We start from the raw sequence: 11,487 nt of genomic DNA on the forward strand, positions 1-11,487 counted from the left end.
ATCAAAGCTCAACCATCATCTGAAATGTTATAACCCGCTGTTGATCTTCAATATTGTTGATTCGCATCCCTATAGGCTTAAATCCAAGCTTATGATAGAAAGCTAATCCTCTGGAATTCGTGCTGGCGCAGGACAACACTAATTGTAAGGCACCATATTCTGTTTTCGCTTTATCCTTCATGGTCTGCAACAAGTACGCTGCAGCGCCTTTCCCTCTAAAACTACTGGATACAATGACGTTGCCAAGCCAACACTTCTCATCTTTAATGTCATACAAATTCGCATAAGCGATTACTTGGCCAGATTCCTCATCGAGGATGACTGTTGGCTCGAATCGATTCTCAAGGACCTTCATAATTTGATCCGGCGTCAACGGATATTGAAAACGCGGGCTTACATAAAATAGTTCTTCAGCCGACTGAGGGAACGAACTTATCGTTTCAAGGTCTTCCTTGAGCAGCGGTCTATGAGCATACATGTGTTCGAACTCCTTCGGCGACGAATTCAACTACGACTTGTACTTCTTCGGAATCGATGTCGTTACATACTCCGAATCTTTGATCGTCTTTGCAATATAAAACACTTGTCCCAGATGTTCCGAGAAATGAGCCGCGCATTGAATGATTACTTCCAAATGCGTTCTTTCCTTGTTTCTTACGACCTGCGTTTTGTACCACTCATCTTTCGTTAAACCTTTAATCGTTTCAATCGTGAACTGAAAAGATTCACGTGTAATATCGAGCAGTTCCTGTTTCGTTCGATACAACTCTTCAAACTCTTCATCTCTGTTTCTGACTGCGTTGCGGTTAAGGATGCCATTCAAGATTCTTTCATTAATGTTACCGCTGATATGTACGATCAAGTTCGCGATACTATTGCTGGTTTCATTCGGTCGCCAATTGACTTCTTCATCATCAAGCTGCTCGAGAACGGAGAGCATCCTTCGTTCGATTTCTTCGAATTTGCTGATTAGAATGGTTTTTATATCTTCCATGTAAACACCTTCTATCCGGAAATTAATTCAGGTCCTTCTTGTAGTAATAATGCTTATTGCCTGCTGGAGCATTCTCAATAATCCCGATTACCTGATAGCCATACTTCTTATAGAATTCCGGTGCTTGGAAACTGAACGTATTCAGCTTAATAAACGTACAGTCCTTCGCTCTTGCAATCTGTTCCGCTTCCTCCAATAGCTGCTTCCCGAGCCCCTTACCTCTGTTATCTTCTTGTATCCATAAAATATCAATTTCCATCCAGTTCCAACAGACCGCACTGTTAAGTCCCGCAATAATCTCGCCTTTGTCATTCTTCAAGCATAGATTCACTTCTTCATAACGGCCGTTCGGCACATGCTTCGCGTTAAATTCGATCAGCTTATTTCTCACATAGGCTGCATCATCCGATGAGCCTATCAGGATCTGAGAAGGAGTGTTGGCCATACTTTCTCCTGCGCCGTTACCCCCACTTACAGACGAGAACGTCTGAATCGGTCCGTTCCAATCCGCTTCTTCAATTTCTTCATAAGCACCATTCGTGTAGCTGTCAATGGTCTTCCTCCAGAACGCTTTTGCAGGTACATTTGCTTCGATTTGAGCCACTTTCCATGCGCCGGGGAAGTGATTAAATATCTGATAAGCAGCACCTTGTCCGACTTTCAGTCTCCTGTAATTCCTCAGCACAAAAAACTCAGCCATCCAATAGATCGTTTCATTCTTGTCATTCGTTCCTAGCACTCTCACAAGTGCAAACCCTGCCAGCTTATCATTAACTTTAATAAAGAATGGGAATCTACTGTCTTCTGTCCAATAATGATCGAAGTATTTATACTCGAACAGTCCTTGTGGGTTCAGCTCATCCTCAGGGAAGAACTCGCTAAAATCGTATCGGTACAACTCCAATAAATGTCGCAAAATTGATTTCTGCTCGTAGTCAACCTTTTGAATGGTGATCATGTGAGGCTCCCCTTCTATTGTCAGCTTACTTGTCCAAACTCTCCAACCTCATATATACACTTCGTTCTTTAAACCCGAGTGATTTCCAGAAATGATGAGCGGCCTCATTCCAGTGCATAACCTCGAGATCCATCTCCTTAGTGTTTAAACATTCAGTCAATTTCACGAAGGCCAATTTCCCATATCCGTTTCTTCTATCCTTCCTGCAAATAAAAAAATGCCTTAAATAAAGCGGCGATCTACTATGATTAACAAGCGCGTAACCTCTAACTTCATCGCTCACCACAAACTTATAGGCCCTATAGTCCGTTTCAATGAAATGCTTCATTCGCGCTTTCAGTTGTTCAATATCCATCGTATTGTCGTGTTTCTCATCTTCAATTAGTTGTTTATTCAGAACGGCAAGCAGCTCTACATCATCCGTCGTACAAAGTTGAATCGTAAGGTTATGCCTTTTCATTAAGAAGCTGCGTACAGGCAAACCAATTACTTCTATTTACTTCTTGAATCGTTATCATCCTTGTAAACCCTCATCTCAATGGTAAATAAACACTTTAATAGTACAAGTATCCTCCCAGTATAACAGCCATAGTAAAAACTGGAAATAAAAAAAGAAGCTGCAACCGTCACATAAAGACGTCGCAACCTCTCTTCATCCAATCCCTATTGCTGCTTAACCGCCGCATCCGGCAGGAACACCGTGATCGTAGTCCCGCTTCCGGGTGTGCTGCTTGCGGTGACCGTCCCGCCGTGCATCTCGACGATTCGCTTCACGATGGATAATCCAAGTCCGCTGCCTCCCGCCATACGGCTGCGCGCTTTATCCGCCTTGAAGAAACGCTCGAAGATATGAGGAAGGTCCTCCACAGAGATACCCACACCATTATCGGAGATACAGACACTCGCTCCGCCGTTTGTCCTCTTGACTTCGATAGAAATGCTGCCGCCTTCCGGCGTGAACTTCATGCTGTTGGCGAGCATATTCGTCCACACCTGCGACAATAGTTCTTCATCTCCAATAAAAGTGACCTCTTCGTCCAGATTCACATCCATGAGCAAATCTTTCTCCGTCCATACCGGCTCACAGGCCAGAATCGTGGAACGCAGCTGCTGATCAAGCCGGAAAGGCTTCATCCGCATCGGCTGCTGATCCGCCTCTAATGTAGTGAGCTTCAGCAAGTTATCGCTCAATCGGGAGAGTCGAACGCTCTCGGTCTCGATAATACTCGCGTAGTGCTGGCGCTGTTCTTCTTCCAGATTCGTTTGCTGCAGCACGCGAGCGAAACCTCGAATGGACGTCAGCGGGGATTGGATTTCATGCGACACGTTGGAGATAAACGTTTGCCGCATTTGCTCCATCTGACTCAGCTCCGCAGCCATATCATTAATGCTATGGGCCAGCTCGCTGAATTCACCGCGCATTTGCTTCGGCAATTTAATCGTGACGGAGAAATCCCCTTTCGCCATTCGGCGAATCGCGGAAATATAGAGATTGAACCCTTCCCTTTGCTTCCAAGGTCGGCCAATAATAAACAAAATGATAAACAAGAGCAAGAAACCGAGGAACACCGTAAATAGCTGCTGCCACAATCCGGCGTACATACTCGGAGCTACCCGTTCAGCGAACAGAGCGTAGCGCTTCCCGCCAATATCAACAGGTACCCCAACCATTGCAAGCCCCTTGGTAAAAAAATGGCTGCGCTCCACATTTTCGACGTTTCCTCCGCCAAGCACCTTAGTCGTGTAATCCCGTTCAATCCTAGTCTCGACAGATTTGCCGCCACCATCATGCAGCTCGCCGATACGCTGCTCATCACCGGCAGCGTCCACCATAATAAACCGATATCCCTTGCTGCTCGACAGCGACTCCAAGCCGCCGTTCCATTCCGATACTTGATCTTGGTTAGCTAGTGTAATGGCGATTAGCTCCACTTCATGAAGCATAGCCGAAGTCACGGCGGAATGATTCCGCGCCTCTTTGGTATAGGAAACAATAGTGAAAGCAATCGTGTAACAGGTATAGATGGCGGTGTTCATTAGCAAAACACCTGCTAAAACCATGAGGAACCTCTTCCATTTCGGCATGACTATACCTCCAGCCGATAACCAAGGCCACGTATAGTCTGAATGCGAAACCGGCTCTGTTCCTCGGGAAACTTCTCGCGAAGACGCTTAATATGAACATCCACCGTTCGCTCATCGCCTTCGTAATCGTAACCCCAGAGCTGTTCGATCAACTGCTCGCGCGCGAAGGTTTTGCCGGGGTAACTTGCTAATTTGAACAGCAGTTCAAATTCCTTCATGGGCAAGGTCATCGTGGAATCTTCAACCGTCACCGAATAGGTTGACCGGTTCAATATAACGCCGCCGGCTTGCACCGTTTGTGAAGTTGCAATGCGATAACGCTTCAGCAGCGCCTTCACCCGAGCCACAAGCTCAAGCGGTTCGAACGGTTTCACGAGGTAATCGTCTGCGCCAAGCTCGAACCCTTTTACTTTCTGGCTGGTCTCTCCTTTTGCAGTCAGCATCAGAACAGGCAGCTCCATTCCATCGCGTATCTCCTTGCACAGCTCCCAGCCATCCATGTTCGGCATCATGACATCCAGAATGACTAGCTGCACCTGCGTGGATTCAAGCACCGCAAGCGCCTCCCTCCCGTCGCCTGCTTCCACGATCTCGAAGCCTTCCGCAGCGAGCAGCAGCGATATCAGTTCACGAATATGGGGATCGTCATCTACGATAAGCAGTTTGGTCATGGTGATCATCTCCGGTCTATGAATTACTCGTTCTTGCGCTTATTATAAGGCCGTTCCATGAACAAAATATGAACAGCTAGCGCTCATTCCCGAATGCGCGCAGAACGCTCCCGCTCTGATGCGACTCTCCCAACAATCGAATCAGCTCTGCCGCCACATCTGCGGTCGAACGCAGTTTTCCTTGCTCATAACTGGTTTGGAAGAAGGTTTGCAACGGAAAATCCACCTTGTCCCGTCCACGAGCAACGGTTTGCATCTGCGTATCGGTCATACCGGGATCAAACGCAAACACATGAACCGGATTCGTCTCATCCCGCTGCTCATCGGCAATACATCGAGTCAGCATATTGAGTGCCGCTTTGCCGCTGCAGTACATACTCATGGAAGGTGCCGAGTATTCGGCAAGACCTGAAGTTACGTTGATGATCGTTTTGCGACGGAGCGTCGTTAAGGAACGTGTATGGTGAATAAATCGGCCGCAGAGCAGCATCGGTGCCAGCAGGCTTGTCTGCATATGCAGTGCCATTTCCGAAGCGCTGATGGCCTCGATCGGTTTTAACGGCTCCAGCATCGCTGCATTATTGATGAGCAATAGTTCGTTTATGTCGGTATCCGCGGTAATTTCCTGAAACAATCGATTCATGGTTTGCTCAAGTGCTTCTGCATCCGCCACATCGCACGGTATAGGAATGAATCTGTCCCGTCCTGCGAGCAGGCTTGATTCCGAACGTGATAATCCATAAACCTCATAGCCATCCGTTAACAGCTCCAGCGCCACCGCTTCGCCGATTCCTCGCGACGTACCCGTTACAATTGCAACTGATTTTCCCCGATTCATAACAGTCGTCCTCCCTGGGATCATTTTCCTCTATTGTAGCGATCTAAGGATGAACTTCGCAACCTGCCTCCCACCTTCTCCGACGGACAAAAAAACGACCCGTAAGCATAGGCTCACAGATCGCTCTTGTGTACAATATTGTTGCTCCTTCGTCGACCGCTGATTGCAAGGAGTCCGCTATCAACTCCATAACCGATAGCGATGCCCACCGTATAACGAATTAGATCAATGCCAAGGAATCCTTGCCCAAGCACCAATCCACCAATCACTGTCGAGCGCAGCGCATGAATCCAATCTGCCTGATACAGCTGGCTGAATTCAATCGCCATACAGAATAGGAAGCTGATACCGGCTGCAATCGAAGCGCGTTGGCGAACTAAGCATCCTCTAAAGCCAACATAGATCATACCTGCCCAGAGGGCATCGCCGGCATGATCCGCAACAAACCTTGGGAGGCGATCTCCGAAGTGCCTAACAGACAGCCCCAGTACAATCAGCACCACAGCTGCGATGAAATAGTAGATACGACGTCTCATTCGAAGCCCCTAACTACCGGTTTTAGTAAGGCAAATCATGCTTGCTCGTGTCTGCCTTCTCTTTCTTCCGTCCGACCACTTCGAGCACTTCCAGCAAATCCGGCGGCTGCAGCAATTCAACCGGCGACATGCTGCGATCGAATTGGAACGCATCCCCTTCAATAAGTGCAATATAACGGCCATTATAGGTTGCAAAATGAATCGATTGCCCAAACTCGGCTAGCGGTCCTTTAATGGAAACATCGCCTAATTTAAACGCTACGCTTAGGTTCGGCTGCTGCTCGACCAGACGCTCCGCCGCGGCAACAACCCGCTCCTGATCCCAGGACTGCTGCAGCTCCCTTTTCTCACTGGCCGCCCAAATTTCGAACTGATTCTCTTCTTGCTGCCGCTCTTCACCCACATGCCCCTGCCATTTATCTTCCATATACTCATGAACCATCGTCAGCATCTGCTCGCTCATAAGCTCCGGCATCGCCTTCTCATAACTGACAAAACGAAGGAAATCCTCGAAATACCGGGCATGCGACGCTTGATGAATCTTCAGCTCCCACGGCTCCAGCATGCCATCCTCCGGCATGAACGGGTATTGAATGGACTTCATATTACGGGCGCTGATCGCCATTTCGACATGCGAAATCAGATTATGCTCATCCGTAATCCTGGCGATTTTCGGCTCAAAATCGCATTTCAATACGAAGATCAGCGGCTCATCCGTGTGACGATTCGGCGTGGCATGCACCACCAATAAAGCTCCGCCCCGCACAGCAGCCGCTTCCATATAGAGGCGAACGAGCTCATCGGCGAAGCCGTGAAACTCTGACGCAGAACCGGAAGCACGCAGCCGCTGAAACGTATTATAGTTCGGGTTGCTGTCCAGCTCGTAGCCGGGCTCCACGATAAAACGGCCGATTTTGGTCGGCGCGCCTTCCGTGCTTGGATGACGATCCGCCTTTCTTTTACAGATACGCGTGAATTCCCCATCCAGGAAAGCCTTCAGCTCGCTCTCTGCGTAATCGTATCGATCCAAGGTTTGAAAATGTTTAAACGTCTTCGCGGCGCTGTTGTCGCCACCTTCGCCTTGTATAACAAAAAACGATAAATATTCAACGATAAAATCCATCCGGTATGTAAACTCCTTTAGCTGGTGTAATGTGCGAACCCGTCAGTCAAGCGGACACTCAAGACATTAGCATAGCATAATTCGCTCCAAGCTGTCCTGCCGGAAACCGTGTTCGGAATATTTAGAAATGATACTTCGCGTTGCATTCCGCAATCGTAGTCAGCACAAATTGCTGCACCTCTTGCGCACGTTCGAGATCCGTGTTGAACAGGGTTCCCTCTGCACCGCCGCCGCTGCGAATCTGAACAGCCTCCCGAAGGACGCGATGCCACCGACTTTGCTCCTGCTGCTGCAGTAGATAATGACCCGCTTCAAGCTTCGTAATCATGCTGCGGTGCTCCATGGTGTAGACAATTCTGGCGAGGGTCAGCACAGCGAAATCGATCCATTCTTCATCCATATAGAGCTCTGCACGAGCGGCCTTTCCTGCCCAATAGACGTTCAAATTATAGTTCATAGCCGCGCGAATTTCATCCCATTCCACGACGATATCGAGCTCAGACGCTTCAGGGCCAAAAACCGCAATGCCGTGGTCCCTCATAATCCATGCCGATGTGGCGTCAACATAGCCGGTATGCAAGCTTTTCTTCCCGCCGTGGGTCAGTCGAGGAAAAGTCTCCCCAGCCGGTTCCGCTTTCTTGCTCAGATGGGACAAGCTCGTATACAGCCCTTCGACCGCCAGATGAAACGGATGCATGACATGTAATTCCTCATGTATTGCCGTAATCTTCGCATTGTCTTCCTCGTCTACGACAGCTTGATTTAACACGACAATGAAGTCTATATCGCTCTTCATGCTTTGATAACCGCCTAGGGCAATCGAGCCTTGAAGATAAAGTCCATGCACGAGATGCGGCACATGCAAGCGAAGCAACCGGCCAAAATCGTCCATGAGCGGAACTAGTTCATCTGGAATCATGGATTTGTTCATGTTCTTGCCCGTGTTCATGGTTCACCCATCCCTTCCTTTACGCCTTGCAGTTTAGGAGCTTCTCTCCACATACTATCGGCATTGCGACCCGGCAAAAAGAGAAAAGTTGTATTATTTTCTTTCTTATTTTAAAGATCTCAACGTGCAGAGGTGTGCCGATGGGGAAACCGATGCGCTTTCTGTGCGGAGAGTCGGGTTTTCCTACTCTCAGCCATTTTTTGAGACAGTTTAGCCTCTGAGAGTCGGATTTTCCGATTCTCAGCCTGCGCAAACTGCGAAATCAAGTCGTTTCTGATGCCGAGAGTCGGGTTTTCCTACTCTCAGCCTTTTATGGAGACGGTTTTGCCTCTGAGAGTCGGATTTTCCGATTCTCAGCCTAAAAGGCAATGAAATCGAGGCACTTACTGAGCTGAGAGTTCAATTTTCGAACTCTCAACGAAAGACCAATGCCAGAAAGGAGATCATGTGGAGTGTTGGCGATGCCGAGAGCCGCATATCCGCTTTCAAAGCCCAAAACGAGCTAGTTTGCTCGCTGATAGCGGAATAGCCGCTCTCAGCGGAAGAAAGGTGCGAGTATGTAGTGAATTTGGAGTGTTGGCGATACCGGGAGCGGAATAGCCGCTCTCAACGGGAGTCGGTGCGCAAAAGGAAATAATGCGGCGTCAAGGCGATAAAAACAAGGCTGCCCCCTGTCATCAACGGATGACAGGGGGCAGCTGTAGACTATTTACTATCCAGCAACAACAGGCTCGGAGACCAAGGAGGTCAACTCGCCGCAGTAGAGCAGCTTTAACTTATGCAGCGCACGCGTACAAGCGACATAGAGCAGCTTGGAATCGTTGCTGCCGAAGCTGTCTCCATCTGCGTCCGCAATCAGCACGGCGTCGAACTCGAGACCCTTGGATAGATACGCAGGAACGACGGTCAATCCGCCGCCGTAGGCATCTTGTTTACTTTGCACGAGCGAAGCCGCTATGCCCGCTTCAGCAAGCTTACCGGCAATCTCCTCGCAGGAGCGTGCCGTTCTGCCCATCACGGCCATCGTCCGATAATGGCCGGACTTCTGCCATTCCTTCACGGTTTCAACGACCATATCAAGCCGCTTCTCATCAGAAGCAGCGTTCGTTACTTCCACCATTTCGCCGCTTCGGAACACTGGGACAGCTGGCTTCACGCCGGTCCCCATCCCTCCGAGCACAAGGTTCGCGAAATCAATGATTTCCATCGTGGACCGATAACTCCGATCGAGCTCGAAATATCCTGTATCGTCGTCCGGGAGCAGCGAAGTCAGCTCTTTCCAGCTATGAATACCGACATAGCCGTGAATCCCTTGCTGCAAGTCGCCGAGCACCGTCATCGACGGCTGACGCTGGCACTGCTTCAGCGCTTCAAGCTGAAACGGCGAGTAATCCTGCGCCTCATCGATGACGATATGATCATACGGCGAGTGCTCGAAGCCGAACAGCCGCAGCTGAATATATACAAGCGGCGCCAGATCCTCCGGCTGAACGAGCTTCTGCTTCAGCGCTTTGATCGTCGCTGCAGTGCTCTTCGCAGGCAGCAGCTCTTGAACGGCCGGCTCACGCAGCAATGAGCTGTACAGCTGCGATGCCGTATACGAAGGAATCTTCTTCGTATACGCGTTCAACTTCGTACCCAGCTGCGACTTCAGCTTGCTGTCGGTCAGTCTGCGCGTCTTCCATTCGGACTCCAGCCAGCGCTTGAGCCGACTAACCAGTCGACTGCGCCGCTTCATATAAGGCTCGCTTGCATCATCCGTTGACAGCCACTCGACGATCATAGCCGGCGTTACCTTCCATCCGGGCATGGGCTCGAAGGACTGCTCCGGAATAAGCGAAGCTTCGGTTAACGCCAGCTTCTCATCAACGAGCGCCTTGAAAGCCAAACTTCCCTTCACACGACTCGGCGCATGCTCCATTTCTTCGCGCGTTCTCGGTTGCTCGAACCAATACACGAAAGGATCATAAGCCTCATCCAGACGAACCTCATGCTGCAGCTGCTCCTGCGCCCAATCGGCAAAAGTTGTCTGCAGAATGTCACCGACACCCAGCTCCGGCAATACGCCGGAAATATAATCAAGGAACATGCGGTTAGGCGCGAAAATAACCATCCGCTCTGCCCGAATAGCACCTGCATAACGATACAGCAGATAGGCTAACCTGTGCAGCGCTACGGTCGTTTTTCCACTACCCGCAACCCCTTGAATGAAAACAGCTTTATTTTTATCCGTACGAATGATGCGATCCTGCTCCTGCTGAATCGTCGAGACGATATCGCGCAGCTTGTTGTCCTTGCTCTCACCCAGCCGATAGAGCAGAAACTCATCGGTAACGGACTCTTCTTCCTGGCCCCGCACGTAGCTGTCGACAACCCGCTCAAGTTTCCCTTCTCGGACCATCAGATTGCGTTTGAGATGCACCGTACCTTCAACATCGCCATCCGGCGATTCATACGTAACAGGCGCTTCCCCGCCGCTGAAAGCATAGAACAGGCTCGCCACTGGCGCGCGCCAGTCGACGACCAACACTTCATTCGACTTCTCATGGGCAACGCCGGCTTTGCCGATATAGAGCGGCTTCGGCGCAGGATGCACCATCTCTTGAAAATCAATTCGGCCAAAATAAGGCTCTCGCTCGGCCACCTCCAGCCGTTGCTGCCGCTGTTCGCGCTGCAGCTCCAACATTTGCTCGGTGAAGTCATTGCCGGTGTAGCGCGGTCCGATTTGGCGAAGCTGTTTGCGAATTTGCAGCAGCACTTCGTCTACGCGCGCAGCCTCTTCTTGAAAGGCACTTTGAACGGTCATGTCAGTTACCTCCCTCTGCGACTGCAAGCCGCTTGCATTCTATGCAGCGTATGATACAGCTCTCGCCGCCCATTCCCATAGACTTACAAGGAGGCGGCGAAAGCCGCATTCGCATGCGGCTTGGTCTGAAAATATGTGATAATTGATAAGGCTCCGAGGCGGAGCACGAGTGCCCACTATAGCATAACCAAACCGTCCGAGTCAATCCATCCCATTTTAGACAAGATACGTCTATTACAGCACCGTACGGAGCAACCAGATCACAACGATAATATGCAAAATAAGTAAGAGCGGCAGCCCAACAGAAAATGAAGGATGCTTCGTCTTGTGACGGAACATCCGCATGGCGATGAATCCGCCGAGTGCTCCGCCTATTGCGCTCATGCCGAGCAATCGACGTTCAGGGATGCGATGCCTGCGGTCGCGGACGGACCGCGTTTTGTCAATACGCATTAGGGCGAAAACGTAAACGTTGATAACGATGATGTAAGCTAAAACAAGCTTGTCCAGTAATGTCAGTGTCATGC

At 49.8% G+C, this 11,487-nt stretch carries 12 protein-coding genes and 1 pseudogene; all 13 read right to left on the reverse strand.

Translation table 11 applies throughout. The annotated features are described in order from the left end of the window. Position 1 precedes the first annotated feature (1 nt). Positions 2 to 478 carry a GNAT family N-acetyltransferase gene (locus tag BLW29_RS03795; protein WP_090976327.1) on the reverse strand — a complete coding sequence of 159 codons (477 nt, stop codon included), beginning with the start codon at positions 476 to 478 and terminating at the stop codon, positions 2 to 4. A gap of 30 nt (positions 479 to 508) precedes the next feature. Beyond that, positions 509 to 994 (reverse strand): DUF1572 family protein, encoded by a 486-nt coding sequence (locus BLW29_RS03800; RefSeq protein ID WP_090976329.1) that lies wholly within the window; start codon positions 992 to 994, stop codon positions 509 to 511. A gap of 22 nt (positions 995 to 1,016) precedes the next feature. Beyond that, positions 1,017 to 1,439 carry a GNAT family N-acetyltransferase gene (locus BLW29_RS03805; RefSeq protein ID WP_090977098.1) on the reverse strand — a complete coding sequence of 141 codons (423 nt, stop codon included), beginning with the start codon at positions 1,437 to 1,439 and terminating at the stop codon, positions 1,017 to 1,019. A 123-nt stretch (positions 1,440 to 1,562) separates the two neighbouring features. Beyond that, positions 1,563 to 1,952 (reverse strand): annotated as a pseudogene (locus tag BLW29_RS03810) (GNAT family N-acetyltransferase); the annotation flags it as partial. Positions 1,953 to 1,977: 25 nt separating this feature from the next. Then, positions 1,978 to 2,412: a GNAT family N-acetyltransferase gene (locus BLW29_RS03815; RefSeq protein WP_143044350.1), complete on the reverse strand. Its 435-nt coding sequence runs from the start codon at positions 2,410 to 2,412 to the stop codon at positions 1,978 to 1,980. Positions 2,413 to 2,615: 203 nt separating this feature from the next. Beyond that, entirely contained in the window at positions 2,616 to 4,037 is a 1,422-nt protein-coding gene (locus BLW29_RS03820; protein WP_256208296.1) for a HAMP domain-containing sensor histidine kinase, read from the reverse strand. A 2-nt stretch (positions 4,038 to 4,039) separates the two neighbouring features. Then, positions 4,040 to 4,708, reverse strand: a complete 669-nt coding sequence (locus BLW29_RS03825) for a response regulator transcription factor (protein WP_090976333.1) — start codon at positions 4,706 to 4,708, stop codon at positions 4,040 to 4,042. 76 nt (positions 4,709 to 4,784) lie between these two features. Then, the gene (locus tag BLW29_RS03830; protein WP_177186481.1) at positions 4,785 to 5,546 is read right to left on the reverse strand and encodes an SDR family NAD(P)-dependent oxidoreductase; all 762 of its coding nucleotides are present in this window, start codon (positions 5,544 to 5,546) and stop codon (positions 4,785 to 4,787) included. A 113-nt stretch (positions 5,547 to 5,659) separates the two neighbouring features. Then, positions 5,660 to 6,082 (reverse strand): ribosomal maturation YjgA family protein, encoded by a 423-nt coding sequence (locus BLW29_RS03835; protein WP_090976338.1) that lies wholly within the window; start codon positions 6,080 to 6,082, stop codon positions 5,660 to 5,662. Positions 6,083 to 6,104: 22 nt separating this feature from the next. Next, positions 6,105 to 7,205, reverse strand: a complete 1,101-nt coding sequence (locus tag BLW29_RS03840; protein ID WP_090976340.1) for a DUF3900 domain-containing protein — start codon at positions 7,203 to 7,205, stop codon at positions 6,105 to 6,107. A 121-nt stretch (positions 7,206 to 7,326) separates the two neighbouring features. Continuing rightward, positions 7,327 to 8,154 carry an aminoglycoside adenylyltransferase domain-containing protein gene (locus BLW29_RS03845; RefSeq protein WP_090976342.1) on the reverse strand — a complete coding sequence of 276 codons (828 nt, stop codon included), beginning with the start codon at positions 8,152 to 8,154 and terminating at the stop codon, positions 7,327 to 7,329. Between the two features lie 712 nt (positions 8,155 to 8,866). Continuing rightward, a complete protein-coding gene (locus BLW29_RS03850; protein ID WP_090976344.1) occupies positions 8,867 to 10,960 on the reverse strand; it encodes a HelD family protein in 2,094 nt (697 codons plus the stop codon). A gap of 234 nt (positions 10,961 to 11,194) precedes the next feature. Beyond that, positions 11,195 to 11,485: a DUF1294 domain-containing protein gene (locus tag BLW29_RS03855; protein ID WP_090976346.1), complete on the reverse strand. Its 291-nt coding sequence runs from the start codon at positions 11,483 to 11,485 to the stop codon at positions 11,195 to 11,197. Between the last annotated feature and the right edge of the window lie 2 nt (positions 11,486 to 11,487).

The organism is Paenibacillus sp. CF384, from assembly GCF_900106745.1.
Classification (GTDB): Bacteria; Bacillota; Bacilli; order Paenibacillales; family Paenibacillaceae; genus Paenibacillus_Z.